We start from the raw sequence: 20,185 nt of genomic DNA, 5'->3' as shown, positions 1-20,185 counted from the left end.
ACAGGCCACGGGTCATTCGGTCACGGGCGAATGCGGCCGCCATGCCATCACAAAACCGCGAGGTGTCGCCTGCGTCGGGTGGGCGAAAGCCCACGCGCCGCCCCCACGCACACTACGCTCACGCCAGCGACGTCACCCACAGGATCGTCGCATCCTCGTCGCTCACCGACACCACGTTATGGCCCATCGTGGCATCGTAATAGGCGCTGTCGCCCCGGCGCATCTCGATCGGCTCGTAGAACTCGGTATAAAGCCGGACAACGCCCGTCAGAACATACATGAACTCTTCGCCGTCATGGCGCACCCAGCCGTCGAACTCCTCGACGGACCGGGCCCGGATGCGGGCGCGATAGGGCAGCATCCGCTTTTTCAACAGGGCATCGCCCAGAAGTTCATGCTCATAGGTGGTGGTCGCCTGCGCCGTGCCCTGCCCGGCCCGCGTCACCGCCATCCGCCCGCTCACCTGCTCGCGCTGCGGCGGCGTGAACAGCTGCGGAATGGAAATCTCCAGCCCCACCGCCAGCTTTTTCAACGCATCGTAGGTGGGCGACATCACCCCGTTCTCGATCTTCGACAAGGTGGACCGCGCCAGCCCCGCCTGCTTTGCGGCCTGTTCCAGCGTCCAGCCCCGCGACTTGCGCAAATCGCGCACCCGTTCGGCAAGGTTCAGCGGCTGGGCCGCGTCCTCTTCCCCGCTTTCACGGGCCAGCCTGATCAGGCTCACGGGCGATCTGTCTTCCATGTCCTACGCTATACGCAGGGCCGCCATGGCTTGCAACTTCGCCGTGGCGCCCATAATCCTCCGGTCCATGCGCTCCGAGACCGACACCACCGCCTTTCCGCCCTGCCCGGCGCCCTTCAACCTCGCAGCACACGTGCTGCGCCACGCCGACGACTTGCCCGACAAGATCGCGCTTGCAATACTCGGGCTCTCCGGTTCCGAACGCTACAGCTTCGCGCGCCTGAAGTCCGCGGTCCTGGGCACCGGCGCAGGCCTTTTGGAGCACGGCCTTCAACCCGGCGACCGTGTCCTCATGCGCCTCGGCAACACCGTCGACTTCCCCATCGCCTATCTCGGCGCCATAGCCATCGGCCTCGTGCCGATCCCCACCTCCTCGCAACTGACCGAGCGCGAGGTCGCGGGCATCCTCAAGACGACCCAACCCAAGGCGATCCTGCGCGGCGACGGCATTCCCTGCCCCGACACTGACATCCCCGCCCTCGGCACCGACACCCTGCGCGCCATGCACGACAATGCCCCGGCCGCGTTCGACATGGGCGATCCCGACCGGCTGGCCTATATCATCTATACCTCCGGCACCTCTGGCACGCCACGCGCCGTAATGCACGCGCATCGCGCCATCTGGGCGCGGCAGATGATGGTCGACGGCTGGTACGGCCTGCGCCAGGACGACCGCCTGATGCACGCCGGCGCCTTCAACTGGACCTACACGCTCGGCACCGGCCTGATGGATCCGTGGACCGCGGGCGCCACCGCCCTCATCCCCGCCACATCCGTCACGCCCGACCAGCTGCCCCTGCTGATGAAACGCCACGACGCCACCATCTTCGCCGCCGCCCCCGGCGTCTTCCGCAAGTTCGTCACGCCCGGCAAGACGCTCGACCTGTCGAAACTTCGCCACGGCCTGACCGCGGGCGAAAAGCTCTCTGCCACCATCGACGCCCAGTGGCGCGAGGCGACCGGCACGCCGCTCTTCGAAGCCTACGGCATGTCCGAATGCTCCACCTTCATCTCCGGCTGCCCCGCTCACCCCGCCGCGCCCGGCACGCTGGGCCGCCCGCAACCGGGCCGCAAGGTGGCGCTGATCGGCGAAAACGGCCCCGTGCCCGTAGGCGAGGAAGGCACCATCGCCATCCACCGCTCCGACCCAGGCCTCATGCTGGGCTACCTCAATGAACCGGACGAGACCGCCGACCGCTTTCAAGGCGAGTGGTTCCTCACCGGTGACCAGGGTGTCATGTCCCCCGAAGGCGATATCACCTATCTGGGCCGCTCCGACGACATGATGAACGCCGGCGGCTTCCGCGTGTCGCCCATGGAGGTCGAGGCGGTCCTGAACGCGCATCCCGACATCACACAGTCCGCCGTGACCGAGATCGAGGTCAAACAGGACGCCCGCCTCATCATGGCCTTCTACACCGCCCCCGCCCCGGTTGCCGAGGACGCGCTCAAGGCCTATGTCAACGATAACCTCGCCGCCTATAAGCGCCCCCGTGGCTTCTTCCACCTCGACGCGCTGCCCACGGGCGCCAACGGAAAACTCCTGCGCCGCGCCCTGCGGCCGATCTACAAGGACCTGCATGGTCAAGCTTGATATCGTCTCCGACCCGATCTGCCCGTGGTGCTATATCGGAAAGGCCTGCCTCGACAAGGCGCTGGCCGAACGCCCCGGCCACCCGTTCGAGATTGAATGGCATCCGTACCAGCTCAATCCCGACATGCCGCCCGAAGGCATGGACCGGCGTGAGTATCTCGAAAAGAAATTCGGCGGCAAGGAGGGTGCCGTGCAGGCCTACGCGCCCATCGCCGAACGGGCCGAGGCCGAGGGGCTCACGATCAATTTCGACAAGATCCAACGCACGCCCAATACGATGGATGCCCACCGTCTAATCCACTGGGCGGGCATCGAGGGCCGCCAGATGGCCGTCGCCATGTCGCTCTTCCGCGCCTATTTCGAGGACGGGCGCGACATCAGCGAGCACGAGGTTCTGGGCGATATCGCCGACAGTGCCGAGATGGATGCCGCCGTGGTGCAGAAACTGCTGGCCTCCGACGCCGATATCGAGGGCATCGCGGGCCGCGACAAGGCCTTCCGCGAGATGGGCATCACCGGCGTGCCCTGCTTCATCGTGGCCGGCAAGCACGCCGTGCCGGGCTGTCAGGCTCCCGACCTCTGGATCAAGGTCATCGACGAGATCGTCGAGAACCTTGAAACCGACCAAGACGCCTGAACCGCCGCAACACGAGTGAACGCGCAAATTGCGCGGACGCTCTTCCAAAACTCATGAACCGCTGCAAAAAAAGGCCCGCACGACCCTGTCTAGCCTGTGGGCATGATCACAGCCCACTTGCCAGCCGCCTACCTCACAGCCCGTGCCTTTGCCCGGTCCGGGCCAGTGTTCTGGGCCGCGATGCTTGGCGGCCTCCTGCCCGATCTTGACCTGATCTGGTTCTATCTCATTGATGGCCGCGCCTTTCACCACCACCACTACTGGGTGCACATCCCGACCTTCTGGGCCGCCTTCGCCCTGATCGTCCTGCCTCTGACCGCGTGGCGCTGCTCTCACTGGGTCCGCCCCACCCTGGCCTTCTTCGCCGCGATCCTCGTTCACCTGCTGCTCGACACCGTGGCCGGCGACATCAAGTGGCTCTGGCCCGCCTCGGACCGCTTCTTTCACCTTGTCACCGTGCCTGCTGCCCACAGCCATTGGATCCTGAACTTCATCCTCCACCCTGTTTTCCTCGCGGAACTGGGCATTTGGGCGACGGCCCTTTTCCTATTGCTCCGGCGCAGCCCGACCTGAAGCGACCACGTGAAAGGTGACCTGTCGGGCATCCAGGCACCTGTGCGAAAACGGCCCCCTGTCTGTGCAAATCCCTCTCTGGCGCACATCCACGCGCCATGATAGCGCCCGTGCATGACCGCCCCCACCGACCATCCCGCCACTTCCCATGCCCCCGTCATCGGACGGCCCGAGTTCGTGGCGATGATGGCGATGCTGGTGGCCACGGTCGCCTATACGATCGACGCCATGCTGCCCGCCCTGCCCGCCATCGGGACCGAGCTCTCGCCCGACGCGCCCAACCAGGCGCAGCTGGTGATCGGCAGCTTCGTGCTGGGCCTAGGCGTCGGCACGTTCTTTGTCGGCGCGCTGTCGGATGCCTATGGCCGTAAGCGGGTCATCACCTGGGGCGCGGGCGTCTATTGCGCAGGTGCCGTTCTGGCGCTGCTCGCGCCCACGCTCGAAACCTTGCTCGCCGCCCGCGTACTTCAAGGGCTGGGCGCCGCCGCGGCCCGGGTCGTCGCCATGGCCATCATCCGCGACCTCTTCAAGGGCCGCGAAATGGCCCGGCTCATGAGCTTCATCATGCTGGTCTTCACGCTCGTTCCGGCCATCGCCCCCATGGCCGGGGCCGGCATCATCGCGCTTTACGAGTGGCGCGGCATCTTCATCTCGTTCCTCGTGTTCTCGGGGATCAGCGTGCTCTGGATGGCCACCCGCCTGGCCGAGCCGCTGCCGCGCGACCGCCGCGTCGCCTTCCGCCCGCAAAAGCTCCTCGGCGCCGCCGCCGAGGTCTTTCGCTATCCCATGGTGCGCCTCTCGATGGCGGTGCAGACGCTGTGCTTTGCCATGCTCTTCTCGTCCATAAGCTCGATCCAGCAGATCATGGACGTGACCTATGACCGGGCAGAGGAATTTCCCTTCTGGTTCGCCGCCATTGCCGCCGTGGCCGCCGTGGGCAGCTTGGTGAACGCCGCGCTGGTGATGCGTCTGGGAATGCGCCGCCTGATCCAGATGGCCTTGATGATTGAGGCCGGTCTGACCCTCGCCGTGCTCGCCACGTTCCTCGCAGGGGGCGGCAGCTTCCCGGTCTACTTCGTCTGGCAGGTCACGGTGTTCTTCCAGATCGGCCTGACTCTGGGCAACCTCAACGCCCTGGCGCTCGAACCCCTTGGCCACATCGCCGGCATGGCCGCGTCGATCACCGCAGGGCTCGCGACGGTGGGCTCGATTCTGCTGGCCGTTCCCGTGGGCCTTGCCTTCAACGGCACGCCCCAGCCCCTCTTGATCGGCGTCGCGATCTTCGCCAGTCTGGCGCTGCTGCTCACGCAGTTCATGCGCAAGCTCGACCGCGAACCAAGCCAAGCCCACTGATCGCCGAAAATTTAATCGGTATACTGTCGCATACCGTCTGGCCAAATCCCCGGCCATGGTCTATGACGCGCTCAAGACTCACGCTTTGTCATGTCCTGATCGAAAGGTATTTCCGATGGCCGACACCTCCACTCCCGATATCATCTACACCAAGGTCGACGAGGCCCCCGAACTGGCCAGCGCGTCCCTCCTGCCCATCATCCAGAGCTTCGCCACCGCCGCCGACATCACCGTCGGCACCCGCGACATCTCGCTGGCGGGCCGCATCCTGGCCACCTTCCCCGATCACCTGACCGAGGATCAGCGCGTCTCCGACGACCTTGCCGCCCTGGGCGAACTGGTCAAGCAACCCGGCGCCAACGTCATCAAGCTGCCCAACATCTCGGCCTCCGTGCCGCAGCTGGTGGCCGCCGTGCGCGAACTTCAGGGCCAGGGCTACGCCATCCCCGACTACCCCGAGACGCCGGAAACCGACGCAGAAAAAGAGGTTCGCGCCCGCTACGACGCGATCAAGGGCTCGGCCGTGAACCCCGTCCTGCGCGAAGGCAACTCCGACCGCCGCGCCGCCGCGCCGGTCAAGAAATACGCCCAGAACAATCCGCACCGCATGGGCGACTGGTCGTCCGACAGCAAGACGCGCGTAGCCTCGATGGACGCGGGCGACTTCTTCTCGAACGAGAAATCCGCCACGCTCGACGGCGCCGCCACCGCGAAAATCGTGCTGGAAGGCGCCAACGGCGAAACCGTGCTGAAGGAGGGCGTCAGCTATCCCGCCGGCACCGTCGTCGACGCCACCTACATGAGCGCCTCCGCGCTCGATGCCTTCCTCGCCGAGGAAATCAAGAAGACCAAAGAAGAGGGCGTGCTTTTCTCGCTGCACCTCAAGGCCACCATGATGAAGGTCTCCGACCCCATCATCTTCGGCCACGCGGTCAAGGAGTGGCTGAAGCCGGTGTTCGACAAATACGGCGACCGGATGAAGGAACTGGGCGTCAACCCCGCCTCCGGCCTGGGCGACCTGCTGGAGCGCGTCAAAGACGACGCCGAAATCATGGCCGCCATCGAGGATTGCCGCGCGGCGCGCCCGCCGATGTACATGGTCGACAGCGACCGGGGCATCACCAACCTGCACGTGCCCTCCGACGTCATCATCGACGCCTCCATGCCCGCCCTCATCCGCTCGGGCGGCAAGGGCTGGGGCCCGGACAACAAGGAACACGATGCCGTCTGCATCATACCCGACAGCTCCTACGCGCCGGTCTATGACGAGAGCATCAAGTTCTTCAAGGCAAACGGAAAACTGGACCCGGCCACCGCCGGCACCGTGCAGAACCTCGGGCTCATGGCGCAAAAGGCCGAGGAATACGGCAGCCACCCGACCACCTTCGAGATCCCCGAGGACGGCACCGTCAAGATGATCCTCGAAGACGGCACCGTGCTGCACTCGCACGAGGTCAAGAAAGGCGACATCTGGCGCTCCGCCTCGGCCCGCAAGGCGCCGATCGAGGACTGGGTCAACCTTGCTATCGAACGGCAGAAGGCCACCGGCTACCGCGCGATCTTCTGGCTCGACGAGACCCGCGCCCACGATGCCGAGCTCATTTCCTTTGTGAAGCCGATCCTTGAGGCGAAAGGCGTCGCCGACAAGTTCGAGATCATGGCCCCGCGCGAAGCCACCCGCGCGTCTTTGGAAACCATCACCAAGGGCGAAAACACCATCGCCATCACGGGCAACGTGCTGCGCGACTACCTCACGGACCTCTTCCCGATCCTCGAACTGGCCACTTCGGCCAAGATGCTGTCGATCGTGAAACTGATGAACGGCGGAGGCCTCTTCGAGACCGGCGCGGGCGGCTCCGCGCCCAAGCACGTGCAACAGCTGCAGGCCGAAAACCACCTGCGCTGGGACAGCCTTGGCGAATTCTGCGCCTTGGGCGAAAGCTTCAAGTTCCTGGGCGAGACCAAGGACAACGCCCGCGCCCGCATCCTCGGCGAAACCATCGAGGAAGCGACCCAGGGCATCCTCGACCACAACCGCTCGCCCTCGCGCAAAGTGGGCGAGCCCGACAACCGCGACAGCCACTACTGGTTCGCCCGCTACTGGGCCGAGGCACTGGCCGCGCAAACCGACGACCCCAAGCTGGCCGAGGAATTCGCACCCATGGCCAAGGCGCTGGCCGAAAACGAGGACCAGATCGTCGCGGAACTCGCCGCGGCGCAGGGCAGCCCGGCGGATACCGGCGGCTACTACCACCCCGACGCGGGCCGCCTTGCCACCGTGATGCGCCCCAGCCCCACGCTGAACGGCATCATCGGCAAGTAATTGATCCTTCATACGAAGACCCAAGCCGCCCCGCTCAAACGGGGCGGCTTTTCCATCTAAGACCTGTGCAAGGATCGAACGGGACGCTGTATAATCTTGCATTGCCTGTTCAATACGCACAGGGCGGCGGGATTTCGTGGAAGTGGCAGGCAGTCTGTCCTATCTCACCCGCATGACCGCCACAGACACGCCCACGGTACCCCATTCCCCGATCGAAGACGCCCAGGGCATCGCCCTCGGCGTGCTGCTCTGCGGGGTGGGCATCCACATTCTGACCACCGTGGGCCTCATCACCGGCCAGACCGCCGGTGTGGCCGTGATCCTCAGCTACCTCTCGGGCTGGTCCTTCGGTGTGGTATTCTTTCTCATCAACCTGCCCTTCTACGCGCTGGCCTATGGCAAGCTCGGGCTGGAATTCACCATAAAATCGCTCGTTTCCGTGGGGTTGTTGTCACTGGTGACGGATTTCCTGCCGCTCGGCTTCACAATCGAGCATCTGCACCCCGCACTCGGCGCCGTGATCTTCGGCGCGACGGTGGGCATGGGCCTTCTGGCGATGTTCCGACACAAAAGCTCGCTTGGTGGTCTCGGCGTCGTCGCCTTCTGGGTGCAGGAGAAAACCGGCTTCCGCGCGGGCTACGTGCAATTGATGACCGACGCGGTGATCTTCACCGCCGCCGCGCTCCTGTTCCCGCTCAGCGTGGTGGGCTGGTCGCTCTTGGGCGCACTGGTTCTCAACCTCGTGATCACCTTCAACCACAACCGCAAACGCTATATCGCCAATTGATCCGTAGGGCGGGGTTGCACCCCGCCATGGCGTTCCCAATGCCGCAACACCCACCCGCCTGCGGGCCGTATGGGGGCCGCGTAGGGTGGGTGAAAACCCACGCACCCGTGCGTCTTTATTGGCCCCGCCCATGCGTCCTGGCATACATCTCCGCGATCATCCGGCTGGCCGTCTTCTCGAACGCAAAGGGCAAGACCGCGTGGACCAACGCGCAGAACCCGGCGGCAAGTAGTTTAACACTAAACGATCCTGCGAACCGGGCGTGTTCCAGGTAGGTCTCATCGACACTTTGCGGATGGGCAAGGAAAAGACGGGCCAGCATGGGAAACTCCTTTTGATCGGTTTCCCTTAAACTATCAAACTCATCCCGAGACGTTTTCTCAACCTTCAATCAAATCCACTGTTATTCGTGAAATTTTCCCACTATTATGTCATCATGTGGAAAATCGACGATCTTGACCGGAAAATCCTGCACGAACTGCAGCGCGACGCATCGCTTGGGCTGGAGGAAATCGGCACCCGCGTCGGCCTGTCGCGCAACGCCTGCTGGCGCCGCATCAAGACGATGGAGGATGCCGGGATCATCCGCGCCCGCGTCACGCTTCTGGATGCCGCCAAGCTGAACCTCGGCCTCACCGTCTTCATCCAGGTCCGCGCCGCCCAGCATGACGCCGACTGGCTCGACACCTTCGCCCGCGCCACCCGCGCCATGCCGGAAATCCTCGGCGTTTACCGCATGACCGGCGATCTCGACTACCTGATACGCGCCCGCGTCGCGGACATGGCCGATTACGACCGTCTCTACCAGGCGCTGATCGCCCGCGTGCCCATGCGCGATGTCTCGGCCAGCTTCGTGATGGAGGAGATCAAGGACACCACGGCCCTGCCGCTATGAGTCTTTGCAGCCGCATGTCCGAGAAGCTCAAAACCGGTTCCCACTTTTGAGCGACATGCTCTAGTTCCGCGCGCCCGACATCGTGCCGAAGAAATCGATGTCTTCCACCGTGATCACGCCGCCCAGGATCACATAGGCCGCAATCGCCCACAGCACGAACGCCACGCCCGTGACGATGATGAACTTCTTGCGCAGGTGATGCCGCTCGGGCGAGCCCTTGTGCGTGCCCTCGACTGTCGTGCCCGCCTCGCCCTGCGTCTGGATGCGGATCGGCAAGGCGATCAGGAAGGTCATGAACCAGATCACCAGAAACAGAACGATGCCCGACGCGATTCCCATCAGACCTGTTCCAGTTCCACGAGGCAGCCGTTGAAATCCTTCGGATGCAAGAACAGCACCGGCTTGCCATGCGCGCCGATCTTGGGCTCGCCACTGCCCAACACCCGCGCGCCGCTCTCCTTCAGGTGGTCGCGCGCGGCGATGATGTCCTCGACCTCGTAGCAGACATGGTGAATGCCCCCCGCCGGGTTCTTTTCTAGAAACCCGTTGATCGGGCTGTCCTCGCCCAACGGATACAGCAGCTCGATCTTGGTGTTGGGCAACTCGATGAAAATCACCGTCACGCCGTGATCCGGCTCATCCTGCGGCGCGCCCACATTGGCGCCCAGCGCATTGCGGTACTGGTCCGCCGCCGCCTCGAGGTCGGGCACGGCAATGGCCACGTGGTTCAGGCGTCCGATCATGGCGCTCTCCTTGGTCTGACACTGCTGGCCTCGTTATGGGCCGCTCACGCGCCGGGGGCAAGCGACACGCCGACGCAACCCGTCAAATCGTCCGGTCCGGAAGATTTTCACCGACCGCTTAACCCTTCGTTAGCCAACCCTGCCTAGCTTCGGCTTACCCGGTGCCGGAATGGAGCAACCCAATGGACGACAATGACAGCCTGACACTTACCAAGACGCCAACCGCGCGACGCCCGCTTCTGGGCCTGACCATCCTCGTGGTCGAGGACAGCCGATACGCGTGCGAGGCGATCCGCCTGATGTGCCTGCGCAGCGGGGCGCGTATCCGGCGGGCCGACTGCCTGCGCTCGGCGCGGCGGCACCTGTCGGTCTATCGCCCGTCCGTCGTCATTGTCGATCTGGGTCTGCCCGACGGCTCGGGCCTTGACCTGATCGCGGAACTGGCCTCGGCCATTCCGCGCGTGACCGGCCTTCTGGGGCTCAGCGGCAATTCCGACATGGCAACTGAGGCGATCAATGCCGGCGCCGACGGGTTTCTCGACAAACCGCTCGACAGCCTTGCGGCCTTTCAGCAGGGCGTGCTGGCGGCCCTGCCCGAAACCTACCGTCCCGCCGGCCCCCGCGCGGTGTCGCAGGCCCGGATCACACCCGACCCGATGGCCTATCGCGACGACATGAATCATGCCGCCAACCTGCTGGACGATCACAGCGATGGCCCGGTGCTGGATTACGTGGCGCAGTTTCTGGATGGCGTTGCCCGCTCGGCCCATGACACCGCGCTCTTGCAGGCCACCAAAGACCTCGCCGAGCTTCGCGCGCGTGGCCGCACGCCCACGGCCACGGTCAAGGCGCTGACGGCCATGGTGCAGGACCGGATCAGCCGGCGCGTCGCCATCTGATCCCTTGCACACCAGAGTGCGTCAGCCCCCCTGCGCCGGGTCGCCGCCCCGGCGCACCAGCCGCGTCAGGTCGGCCAGCCGTTCGATCTGGCGGCCGTCCTTGTCGAAATTCTCGGGCGCCAGCCAGAACTGGTAGGCTTCCCGCAGCGCCGGCCAATCCTTGTCGATCACCGCGAACCACGCGGTGTCGCGGTTCCGGCCCTTGACCACCGTGGCCTGCACGAACACCCCCTCGAAGGTAAAGCCGAAGCGTTGCGCCGCCCGCCGCGAGGGCATGTTCAGCGCATCGCACTTCCACTCGTACCGCCGGTAGCCAGCCTCGAACGCCCATTGCATCATCAAGAGCATCGCCTCGGTCGCCGCCCGCGTCCGCTGAAGCTGCGGCGCCATGGCGATGAACCCCACCTCGATCGACCCCGACTCGGGCTTGATGCGCAGATAGGACGCAAACCCGCCATAGGCGCCCCGGTCCTTGTCGTAGATCGCGTAGAACAGGATCGTTGCCTTGGCTGTTTCGTCCCGCATCCAACGATGAAACTGCGCGGCCGAGGCAAAGGGTCCCACCGGCATGTAATCCCACACGTGGTCATGCCCGTCGAAGGCCTTGAACAGGATCGCCGCGTGCCTGTCCGCGTCCAGCGCTTCCAGCCGCACATAGCGCCCTTCCAGCGGCGCCATGTCCGGCACCGGCGGCACGGTCCAATCCGGGATCTTCGGCCCCACCGGGCGGTCGTCTGTCATCTGCGCCTCATCTTTCCCACCGGACAATAGCCAGACAAGACACTGAGAGGAAAGCGAAACCTTACAGGATCAGTTTTGGGTCGGCGCCCATGTCCAGCCCCGGAAAAATCGTGCCCTCCATCTGCGCCCGGTCGACTCCGAAGAGTTCGCGCATCGCCCAGCCCGCGATGGCGCGCACATCCCGCGTCGGCATCAGGTCGCGGCGCTGGTACAGGTCCGCCTCCGCCAACCCCGGCCAGTCGCCGAAAACCTTCCCGCCGCGAACCGCCCCGCCTGCCAGCAGCATCGCGCCCGCCGTGCCATGGTCCGTGCCGCCACTGCCGTTCAGCCGGGCCGTGCGCCCGAATTCCGTCATCGCCAGCACGGCCGTCTTGCCCCAGACCTCGCCCAGCTCGTCGCGCAGGGTCAGAACCGCCTCCTGCAACGGCCCCAGAGCGCGCGGCAGGCTCCGCTCCTGGTGCGCATGGGTGTCGAACCCGTTCAGCGAAAAGGCCGCGATCCGGCTATCGCCCCGCAACCGCTCGGCGGCAAAGCGCGCAACGCTGCCCACGCGGTCCCGGTCGCGCGTGGGGCGCATGTTGTCCTGCATCGCGTTCATCATGTCGCCGGTTTCCAGCGGGCCGCCCCCCGCCACCTCCGCCATCTCGGCCTGCGACAGGGAAATCGCCTCGTCCATCGTCGCGCGGAACAGCGGGTCGTCATGCATCACCCTCTCCAGCAGCCGCTGCGCCTGCGGGCTCAGCGCCAGCGCCGCCTCGGGCGACCAGTTCGCCACCGGCGCCTCCCCCGACAGGATCAACATGTCCTCGCGCCCCACCGCATAGGCCGTCTCGGCGGTGATCCCCGGCATCTCCTGCAACATCCGGTTCAGCCAACCGTCGCGGACGCGGCCCAGCGCGTCCTGCCCCGTGCCGGCCTCCAGGATGTCCTGCCCGTCGAAATGGCTACGCTTGTCGCGATAGGGCGTCGAGACGGCGTGCACGAAGCCCAGCTCGCCGGCCTGCCACAGCGGCATCAGCCCCGATAACTCGGGATGCAGCGCGAACATCCCGTCCAGCGCCGGCCCGCCCTGCGGCGCGGCCTCGCCCCGCAACGCGGCATAGTTCGGATCGCCCACCGGCCGCACCACGTCCAGCCCGTCCATCGCGCCGCGCAGGATGATCACCACCAGCCGCGTGTCCCACGGCGCGCTGGCCATGGTGACCGGCGTCACCAGCGGGCTGGCGGCCAGCGAACAGCCCAGCGCCAGGCTGCGGCCAAGGAACGCGCGGCGCGAGGTATCGGTCATGCTCGGGTCTCCTGTCCTACATCCTCTGGAACGCCGGCGAGGCCAACACCAGCCCCACGCCTTCGGCGCGCGTTTCCGCCGCCTTCGCGGCAAAGCGGACCGCCTCGGGCACATCCGGGCCCAGCGCGGTCTCGACAAACTCGCGCGGGTCCGGCAGCAGCCGCATCAGGCGGAACGGCACCGACATCCCCCATTGCAGCCGCGCGGCCATGCGCTGCGGCGTGATCCACGCGGTGTCCGCCTCGGGCCAGCCGTCCGGCCCCAGCGGCGCACCCCAGGCCTGGCCCATCAACACCATCGGTCCCAGCACCATCTGGTTCAGTTTGCGATAGTCGTCCGGCACGTGACGAGACGCAACACCCAACGCCCGTAAACTGGAGCCAACGAAATCGATCGGCTGCTTCACATTGCCCGGCCCGGCGTGCCATGCCGCCGGGTGCCTCAGCATGGCTTGGTAGACCTCCAACAAGTGCCCATCGCTGGCGCGGTAGGCTTCGGCCATCGCGCGGACCATGTCGGGGTCGGGGCTGTCACCAGTGAAATGCACCGCCAGCTTACGCGCCAGGTGCGCCGCCGTCGCCGGATGCGCGGCCAGGTCCTCCAACACCGCCGCGACCCTGTCGAAGGACAGCTCCGCGCCGCCATAGACGCGGCCGAGCACCTCCCGCGCACCAGGTTCGGCAAGGCGCGGCCGGAACAAGAATTCGGTCTCGCGTTCGACCGACATCCCCGTCAGCAGTTCCGCAAGCGCACGCACATCCGCCTGGCTATACTCCGCCCCAACCCCCAGCGTGTGCAGCTCGATCAGTTCCCGCCCAAGATTCTCGTTCAGGTCCTGCGACAGGTTTCGACGCTGGCCCACGGCACTGTTGGGCCCGGCCGTGACATGCTGCTTGAAATAGATCAGCATATACGGATGCGTGATTACGGCCTTCAACATGTCTGCAAACCGCCCGTCAAGATGCGGGCGGATCGCATCCTCCACGTAGGGCAGGTAGCCAAAGCTGAGCGGACCCGCACGGCCGATCGCGGTGAAATGGTCTGACCAGAAGAATGCCAGCCGTTCGCGAAACCCGTCCTCTGCCAACGCACGCCGCAACAGCGCATTGCGAACCCAGCCTCCGGCCTTTTCGCGCAGACCGCGAAGATGCTTTCTCCGCGTCTCACGTGCTGCAACGCGCGCGTCTTCGCTCTTGGCGTCGCGGAACTCTCGCCCGGCCTGCTGCACGGCAATAGTGGCGCGTCCCACCACGTCGAACCCGGCCACGGGAAACCGCTCTGCCGCGCGGTCCGGCCCTGCCAGCGCGGCCAGCATCGCGTCCACATCCACCGGCGCGGCGATCTCCGGCGAAAGACCACAGCCAAATCGAATGGCAGCGCGGTTGGGCTCAAACGGCATCGGCATTTTCTCCGGCAACGCGTATGCGAGTCATCTAGGGGACATCCTACAGGATTCCACGCGCCATGCTCTATGTCCCCTCGCGGCTCGGCAACAAGTTACGCATCGATCGGGAACCCGCTCGCCATGCCGCGCGTTCGCTCCCGAAAGCCAAACCCGAGGTCCAGCCATGCCCAGCATCTACGACGCCATCCGCGCCGACCACGACAACCACCGCGCCCTGCTCACCCGGATCGAAGACACCACCGGCGACAGCGACGACCGCAAATCCGCGTGGAAGGAGTTCTACGAGGATGTGAAATCGCACGCCGCCGCCGAGGAAGAGACGTTCTATTCCAAGCTCATCTCCAAGACCTGGGGCCAGGACGCCGCGCGCCACTCGGTGCATGAACACCAGCAGCTCGACGACATAATGGAAGAGCTGAACGAGGGCGACATGGCGTCACCCGGCTGGCTGAACCGGTTCAAGACGCTCAAGCACGACTACGAACACCACATGGACGAGGAAGAGGACGAGGTCTTCGCCCGCGCGCAGGACGTCATCCCCGAAGACGAGATCGAAGGCTACGGCGAACGCTTCGAGAAACGGAAATCCAAGGAACGCGGCCTGATCGACGACAAGCGCGAAGACAGCCTGGAAGACTGAAGGAGCCCCGCGTGCCGGACAAACCCCGCCTTGTCGGCGTCAACCACATCGTCCTCGAAGTCGGCGATCTCGAGGCCGCGCTGGAGTTCTGGCGCGCCATCTTCGACTTCGAGTTGCGCGGACGCGGCGACGGCCACGCGTTCCTCGACATGGGCGACCAGTTCATCGGCCTTTTCGAAGACAAGACCCAACCCCGGGACGAACACCGTCACTTCGGCCTTGTGGTCGACGACCGCTCCCGCGTGCGCGACCTCGCCCGCGCCGCCGGGGCCGAGGTGATGGAGACCGACTTTCTTGACCTGCGCGACCCATGGGGCAACCGCATCCAGGTGGTGGAATACGCCGACCTCCAGTTTTCCAAGACCGATGCGGTGCTGCGCGGCATGGGCCTGGACCTCAAGAAATCGCAAAGCGCCAAACAGGAATTGCAAGACAAAGGGATGGGTTGAAAACCGATCTAGCCCGCCCGAATGCCCCCGTCCCGGGCTTGACCCGGGACCTCTCCAATCCCGTAGGGTGGGTGAAAACCCACGCGCCCCCGCCTCACGCCTCGCGGCCTACTCCTCGCGCGGCAAAACGCGCAAACCCAACTCCATCAACTGATCACTGGCCGGCTCGCTCGGCGCGTTCATCATCAGGTCCTCGGCGCGCTGGTTCATCGGGAACATGATCACCTCGCGGATATTCTGCTCATCCGCCAGCAGCATTACGATCCGGTCGATCCCCGCAGCACAACCCCCGTGCGGCGGCGCGCCGTACTGAAATGCACCGACCATGCCGCCGAACCGCTTGCGCACTTCCGCCTCGTCATAGCCCGCCAGCTCGAACGCCTTGATCATCGTCTCCAGCTTGTGGTTCCGGATCGCGCCCGACACCAGCTCATAGCCGTTGCAGCTCAGGTCGTACTGGTACCCCAGCACCTTCAGCGGGTCGCCCTCAAGCGCCTCGATCCCGCCCTGCGGCATCGAAAACGGGTTGTGCGAAAAGTCGATCTCACCCGACTCCTCGTCGGCCTCGTACATCGGGAAATCCACGATCCAGGCAAAGGCAAAGCGGTTCTCGTCCGTCAGGCCAAGCTCCTCGCCGATCGTCACCCGCGCCTTGCCCGCCACGCGCTCGAACGCGGCCGGCTTGCCACCCAGGAAAAACGCCGCATCGCCCACGCCAAGGCCCAATTGCTCGCGAATGGCCTCCGTGCGTTCGGGGCCGATATTCTTGGCCAAGGGCCCGGCGGCTTCCATCCCGTCGCCCTGGTCCCGCCAGAAGATATACCCCATCCCCGGCAGGCCCTCTTTCTGCGCGAACGCATTCATCCGGTCACAGAACTTGCGGCTGCCGCCCGTGGGCGCGGGAATGGCACGAATTTCGGTGCCGTCCTGCTCCAAAAGCTTGGCGAAGATGGCAAAGCCCGAGCCACGGAAATGCTCGCTCACGTCCTGCATCTTGATCGGGTTGCGCAGGTCCGGCTTGTCGGTGCCATACCACAGCGCCGCATCGCGGTAAGAGATCTGCTCCCACTCTTCGTCCACCGCCTTGCCGCCGCCGAATTCCTCGAACAGACCCTTGATGACCGGCTGGATCGTGTCGAACACGTCCTGCTGCTCGACAAACGACATCTCCATGTCCAGCTGGTAGAAATCCGTGGGCGAGCGGTCGGCGCGCGGGTCCTCGTCGCGGAAACACGGCGCGATCTGGAAATACTTGTCAAAGCCGCTGACCATGATCAGCTGCTTGAACTGCTGCGGCGCCTGCGGCAGCGCATAGAACTTGCCGGGATGCAGGCGCGACGGCACCAGAAAGTCGCGCGCCCCCTCTGGGCTCGATGCCGTGATGATCGGCGTCTGGTACTCGCGAAAGCCAATGTCCCACATCCGCCGCCGGATGCTGGCCACCACGTCCGAGCGCAGCTTCATGTTCTCCTGCATCGCCTCGCGCCGCAGGTCCAGGTAGCGATAACGCAGCCGCGTTTCCTCGGGGTATTCCTGGTCCCCAAAGACGATCAGCGGCAGTTCCTTGGCACTGCCCAGCACCTCGACATCCCGAATGAACACCTCGATCTCGCCGGTGGGGATCTTGGGGTTCACAAGGCTCTCGTCGCGCGCCTTCACCTCGCCATCGATACGGATGCACCACTCGCTGCGCAGTTTCTCGACCTCGGAGAACACCGCGCTGTCGGGATCGCACAGCACCTGCGTCATGCCGTAATGGTCGCGCAGATCGATGAACAGCACCCCGCCATGGTCGCGGATCCGGTGCACCCAGCCCGACAGGCGAACACTGTCCCCGACATTCGATTTCGTCAGCTCGGCGCAGGTATGGCTGCGATATGCGTGCATGAGGTCCTCTCCGGGCGGCTGAAACTGCCCATTTCGCGTGCAATTCGGTTCGCGCCGATACACCTTGGCGGGGCGGCAAAGTCAAGGCCTGCAAGGCTATTTCCCGCCCGTGCGGAACCCGGGCCCGTCTTAAAACATTTACAGAAAGTTAATTTTGCGCAAAGATTCCGGCTATCGAGCGGAAAAGACGCGGAAAACCGCGACACCGGCAGGTTTCTCACCAGCAGATGCGCCACTGCGGGCGCGCGAAGAAATGGGGGTGAGCCATGTGGACCAAGATGCTCGATGTGTTCGTCACACATCTCTTTCGCAAAGGCGATTTCAGCCTGACCTATCCCGACGGCACCACGCGGCGCTATGGCGACGGCGGTACGCCTTCCGTCGCGATGACCCTTCACGACCCCACCCTGCCCCGCAAGATCATCCTGTCGCCCGAACTGGCCGTCGGCGAAGGCTACATGGATGGCACGCTCACGCTCGCGGATGACGACCTGCGCGGCTTTCTCAGCCTCGCGGTCGACAACATCGCCCGCCAGGGCAGCCCGTGGTTCCACCGCCCGCTCGACCTGATGCGCCACGCCGGCCGTTGGTTGAAACAGTTCAACCCGGCCAAGCGGTCGAAGGCCAACGTGGCCCACCACTACGACCTCTCGGGAGAGCTTTACGACCTCTTCCTCGACAAGGACCGGCAATATTCCTGCGCCTATTTCGCCCGCCCCGACATGACGCTGGAAGAGGCGCAGGAGGCCAAGAAACACCACATCGCCCGCAAGCTTTTACTGAAACCCGGGATGCGCGTGCTCGACATCGGCTGCGGCTGGGGCGGCATGGCGCTGACGCTCGCGCGCGATTACGGCGTCACGGTCGTGGGCGTGACGCTGTCCGAGGAACAGCACGCGCTGGCCACGCGCCGCGCCGCCGAGGCGGGGCTGTCCGACAAGGTCCAGTTCCACCTGATGGATTACCGCGCCGTCACCGGCACCTTCGACCGCATCGTCTCCGTGGGCATGTTCGAGCATGTGGGCGTGCCGCATTACCGCGAATATTTCCGCACCGTGCACGACCTCTTGGCCGAGGATGGCGTCGCCCTCATCCACACCATCGGCCACACCGACCCGCCCGGCACCACCAACCCGTGGATCCTGAAATACATCTTCCCCGGCGGCTATTGCCCCGCTCTCTCCGAGGCGACCCGCGCGATCGAGGTCAACGACCTGCACAGCTGCGATATCGAGGTCTGGCGCCTGCATTACGCCGAAACGCTGTGCCACTGGTACGACCGCTTCATGGCCAACATAGACCGCGCCCGCGAACTCTATGACGACCGCTTCTGCCGCATGTGGCGCTACTACCTTCTCGCCTGCGAGGCGACGTTCCGCTACAACAGCCAGGTCGTGTTCCAGTTCCAGCTCTCGCGCCGGCAGGACGCCGTGCCGCTCACCCGCGACTATCTCTACAGCGATGCCGCCGCCGAAGAGCTACGCCACGCGGCAGAATAACGGCTAAACCAGCCGCGCCGGGATCAACCCGCGCAGCGCATTGCCCACGTAAAGCGCCCGCGCCCCGGCCAGGTCGGCCGGCGTCAGCACCGCCTCCCGCGCCCGGCCCTCCGCGATCAGGCTCGCGCGCAGTACACCGGGCAACACACCGCAACTCAGCGACGGCGTCTCCAACCCGTCGCCCCGGTCAACGAAAATATTGGTGATCGTCCCCTCGCAGACCGCGCCATCCGAGTTGAGAAAGATCACTTCCTCCACCCCCTCGGGCAAGTCTGCGCGCGTCCGGTCATACAACTCGCGCTCGGTGCTCTTGACCGTCAACCAGGGGTCGGTCGCGATCAGCCGCGTGTCCGACACCGCCAGCCGCCACGCCCGCCCCTCCGGCTCGGGCGTGAACTCGTGCAAGGTAACCTCCACCTTGCCCTCCACATCCACCGTCAGCCGCAACCGTCTTGGCCCGCTGGCCTCGACCGCCTCAAGCGCCGCATCCAGCCCGGCGATCTCGATCCCCAGCCGCGCCGCGCTCGCCCGCAAACGCTCCAGGTGCAGCGCCTTGCGGTGCAACCCTTCATCAGGCGTCCACAGCCCGGTCTCGATCAGGCGAAATCCGCGATCAGCCGGCGGGCAAAGCGGGCTTTCCATAGGGCTTCCTCGTATTCCGACGCGGCGGTGCTGTCATAGACCACGCCACCGCCCACGTTCAGCGTCGCACGTCCGTCCTCCACAAGCAAACTGCGGATCGCCACGTTGAACTCCGACCGCCCGTCCGGCGCGGCCCAGCCGATGGTGCCGCAATAGACATCGCGCGCGCCATCCTCCAGCCCCGCCAGTATCTGCATCGCCCGCACCTTGGGCGCGCCGGTGATCGACCCACACGGGAAAAGCGCCCGGAACACGCCAGACAGCGCCGTCCCTTCCAACATCCGCCCCCGGATCAGCGAGGTCATCTGATGCACGGTGGCAAGGCTCTCCACCGTGAACAGCTCCGGCACCTCGATACTGCCGATCTCGCAGATCCGCCCCAGGTCGTTGCGCAACAGATCCACGATCATCAGGTTCTCGGCGCGGTTCTTTTCATCCTCCATCAGGAACCGGCAGCGCCGCGCGTCCTCCTCCGCATCGTCACTGCGCGGCTGCGTGCCCTTCATCGGCTTGGTCTCGATGCCCCCCGCCCCATCGGTGCGAAAAAACAGCTCCGGCGACCGGGACAGGATCGCGGGCAGCCCCTCGGCCTCGATCATCGCCCCGAACCGCACCGGCTGTATCGCGGCCAGCGCGGCATATATCTCGCCCGGCGTCCCCACCGCCTCCATCCTGCAGGCGAATGTCAGGTTCGCCTGATAGAAATCGCCCGCGCAGATATGCGCATGGACCGCCTCGAACGCCTGCTTGTACCGCGCCTCCGACCAAAGCGGCACGAAATGGTCCAGCCTCCCGGCAGGCTCCGGCAGCTCCGCCGCCGGCCCAAACCCCTCGTACACGCCGAACTGCACCAGCGGCACCCGCCGCCGCGCGGGCATCAAGTGCCCCAGCTTCGGCTCCAGCGCATAGCCAAGCTCGTAGCTCGCGAATCCCGCCAGCCACAGCCCGGCCGCCCGCGCCGCGTCCATCGCCTCCAGCGCAGCGGGCACATCCTCCGCCTCCCGCGCCGAGATCACCTCGACCGGGCGCTCGAACGCGCATTCGCTCCCCTCGGGGCCATGATCAAAACGGATTCGCACGCGGCTTCC

At 65.4% G+C, this 20,185-nt stretch carries 21 protein-coding genes; 11 read left to right on the top strand and 10 right to left on the bottom strand.

All coding sequences use genetic code 11. From position 1 onward, the window contains the following. Nucleotides 1-118 precede the first annotated feature (118 nt). On the bottom strand, nt 119-742 hold the full coding sequence (locus XM53_RS15910; RefSeq protein ID WP_057795087.1) for a helix-turn-helix domain-containing protein: 624 nt from the start codon (nt 740-742) through the stop codon (nt 119-121). Between the two features lie 67 nt (nt 743-809). Here XM53_RS15910 and XM53_RS15905 point away from each other — a divergent pair, with 67 nt between their 5' ends. The 6 genes from XM53_RS15905 to XM53_RS15880 all read left to right on the top strand — a co-directional run bounded on the left by XM53_RS15905 (nt 810) and on the right by XM53_RS15880 (nt 8,009). Continuing rightward, nucleotides 810-2,336 carry a class I adenylate-forming enzyme family protein gene (locus tag XM53_RS15905; protein WP_057795301.1) on the top strand — a complete coding sequence of 509 codons (1,527 nt, stop codon included), beginning with the start codon at nt 810-812 and terminating at the stop codon, nt 2,334-2,336. Then, a complete protein-coding gene (locus XM53_RS15900) occupies nt 2,323-2,973 on the top strand; it encodes a DsbA family oxidoreductase (RefSeq protein WP_057795086.1) in 651 nt (216 codons plus the stop codon). Before XM53_RS15905 ends, XM53_RS15900 begins: the two co-directional genes overlap by 14 nt. A gap of 102 nt (nt 2,974-3,075) precedes the next feature. Then, complete coding sequence (locus tag XM53_RS15895; protein ID WP_057795084.1) at nt 3,076-3,546, top strand: metal-dependent hydrolase; 471 nt, start codon at nt 3,076-3,078, stop codon at nt 3,544-3,546. A 114-nt stretch (nt 3,547-3,660) separates the two neighbouring features. Continuing rightward, nucleotides 3,661-4,899 (top strand): multidrug effflux MFS transporter, encoded by a 1,239-nt coding sequence (locus tag XM53_RS15890; protein WP_057795081.1) that lies wholly within the window; start codon nt 3,661-3,663, stop codon nt 4,897-4,899. Between the two features lie 115 nt (nt 4,900-5,014). After that, nucleotides 5,015-7,222 carry an NADP-dependent isocitrate dehydrogenase gene (locus XM53_RS15885; RefSeq protein ID WP_057795080.1) on the top strand — a complete coding sequence of 736 codons (2,208 nt, stop codon included), beginning with the start codon at nt 5,015-5,017 and terminating at the stop codon, nt 7,220-7,222. 172 nt (nt 7,223-7,394) lie between these two features. Further along, nucleotides 7,395-8,009 (top strand): YitT family protein, encoded by a 615-nt coding sequence (locus tag XM53_RS15880; protein ID WP_057795299.1) that lies wholly within the window; start codon nt 7,395-7,397, stop codon nt 8,007-8,009. Between the two features lie 115 nt (nt 8,010-8,124). Here XM53_RS15880 and XM53_RS15875 read toward each other — a convergent pair whose 3' ends face one another. Next, nucleotides 8,125-8,331 (bottom strand): DUF6356 family protein, encoded by a 207-nt coding sequence (locus XM53_RS15875; protein ID WP_057795077.1) that lies wholly within the window; start codon nt 8,329-8,331, stop codon nt 8,125-8,127. Nucleotides 8,332-8,445: 114 nt separating this feature from the next. Here XM53_RS15875 and XM53_RS15870 point away from each other — a divergent pair, with 114 nt between their 5' ends. Then, a complete protein-coding gene (locus XM53_RS15870; RefSeq protein WP_082631064.1) occupies nt 8,446-8,904 on the top strand; it encodes an Lrp/AsnC family transcriptional regulator in 459 nt (152 codons plus the stop codon). Between the two features lie 60 nt (nt 8,905-8,964). Here the strand turns inward: XM53_RS15870 and XM53_RS15865 are convergent, their stop codons facing one another. Next, complete coding sequence (locus XM53_RS15865) at nt 8,965-9,243, bottom strand: DUF1467 family protein (RefSeq protein ID WP_057795075.1); 279 nt, start codon at nt 9,241-9,243, stop codon at nt 8,965-8,967. Further along, complete coding sequence (gene mce / locus XM53_RS15860; protein WP_057795072.1) at nt 9,243-9,647, bottom strand: methylmalonyl-CoA epimerase; 405 nt, start codon at nt 9,645-9,647, stop codon at nt 9,243-9,245. Before mce ends, XM53_RS15865 begins: the two co-directional genes overlap by 1 nt. 182 nt (nt 9,648-9,829) lie before the next feature. Here mce and XM53_RS15855 point away from each other — a divergent pair, with 182 nt between their 5' ends. Then, nucleotides 9,830-10,546, top strand: a complete 717-nt coding sequence (locus XM53_RS15855) for a response regulator (RefSeq protein ID WP_057795070.1) — start codon at nt 9,830-9,832, stop codon at nt 10,544-10,546. A gap of 21 nt (nt 10,547-10,567) precedes the next feature. Here the strand turns inward: XM53_RS15855 and XM53_RS15850 are convergent, their stop codons facing one another. From XM53_RS15850 to XM53_RS15840, 3 genes are all read right to left on the bottom strand, one after another. Then, a complete protein-coding gene (locus tag XM53_RS15850; RefSeq protein WP_057795068.1) occupies nt 10,568-11,287 on the bottom strand; it encodes a GNAT family N-acetyltransferase in 720 nt (239 codons plus the stop codon). A gap of 61 nt (nt 11,288-11,348) precedes the next feature. Further along, on the bottom strand, nt 11,349-12,575 hold the full coding sequence (locus tag XM53_RS15845) for a DUF1501 domain-containing protein (protein WP_057795066.1): 1,227 nt from the start codon (nt 12,573-12,575) through the stop codon (nt 11,349-11,351). A 16-nt stretch (nt 12,576-12,591) separates the two neighbouring features. Next, entirely contained in the window at nt 12,592-13,974 is a 1,383-nt protein-coding gene (locus XM53_RS15840; protein WP_057795296.1) for a DUF1800 domain-containing protein, read from the bottom strand. 169 nt (nt 13,975-14,143) lie between these two features. Between XM53_RS15840 and XM53_RS15835 the strand changes: the two genes are divergently transcribed. Next, nucleotides 14,144-14,620 carry a hemerythrin domain-containing protein gene (locus XM53_RS15835; RefSeq protein ID WP_057795064.1) on the top strand — a complete coding sequence of 159 codons (477 nt, stop codon included), beginning with the start codon at nt 14,144-14,146 and terminating at the stop codon, nt 14,618-14,620. Nucleotides 14,621-14,631: 11 nt separating this feature from the next. Continuing rightward, entirely contained in the window at nt 14,632-15,069 is a 438-nt protein-coding gene (locus tag XM53_RS15830) for a VOC family protein (protein WP_057795062.1), read from the top strand. Between the two features lie 108 nt (nt 15,070-15,177). On the opposite strand, the gene aspS is transcribed toward XM53_RS15830, so the two are convergent. Beyond that, the gene (gene aspS / locus XM53_RS15825) at nt 15,178-16,956 is read right to left on the bottom strand and encodes an aspartate--tRNA ligase (protein WP_057795060.1); all 1,779 of its coding nucleotides are present in this window, start codon (nt 16,954-16,956) and stop codon (nt 15,178-15,180) included. Between the two features lie 266 nt (nt 16,957-17,222). On the opposite strand from aspS, the gene XM53_RS15820 reads away from it, so the two are divergent. Next, nucleotides 17,223-18,455 carry an SAM-dependent methyltransferase gene (locus tag XM53_RS15820; protein ID WP_057795058.1) on the top strand — a complete coding sequence of 411 codons (1,233 nt, stop codon included), beginning with the start codon at nt 17,223-17,225 and terminating at the stop codon, nt 18,453-18,455. A 3-nt stretch (nt 18,456-18,458) separates the two neighbouring features. Here the strand turns inward: XM53_RS15820 and XM53_RS15815 are convergent, their stop codons facing one another. Then, on the bottom strand, nt 18,459-19,097 hold the full coding sequence (locus XM53_RS15815; RefSeq protein ID WP_057795056.1) for an aminotransferase class IV family protein: 639 nt from the start codon (nt 19,095-19,097) through the stop codon (nt 18,459-18,461). After that, nucleotides 19,052-20,176: an aminodeoxychorismate synthase component I gene (locus XM53_RS15810; protein ID WP_057795054.1), complete on the bottom strand. Its 1,125-nt coding sequence runs from the start codon at nt 20,174-20,176 to the stop codon at nt 19,052-19,054. The genes XM53_RS15815 and XM53_RS15810 overlap by 46 nt, the downstream gene beginning before the upstream one ends. Between the last annotated feature and the right edge of the window lie 9 nt (nt 20,177-20,185).

This window comes from Roseovarius atlanticus (genome assembly GCF_001441615.1).
Classification (GTDB): domain Bacteria; phylum Pseudomonadota; class Alphaproteobacteria; order Rhodobacterales; family Rhodobacteraceae; genus Roseovarius; species Roseovarius atlanticus.
Note: the sequence above shows the minus strand (reverse complement) of the source record. Positions and strands in the feature narration are given on the sequence as shown.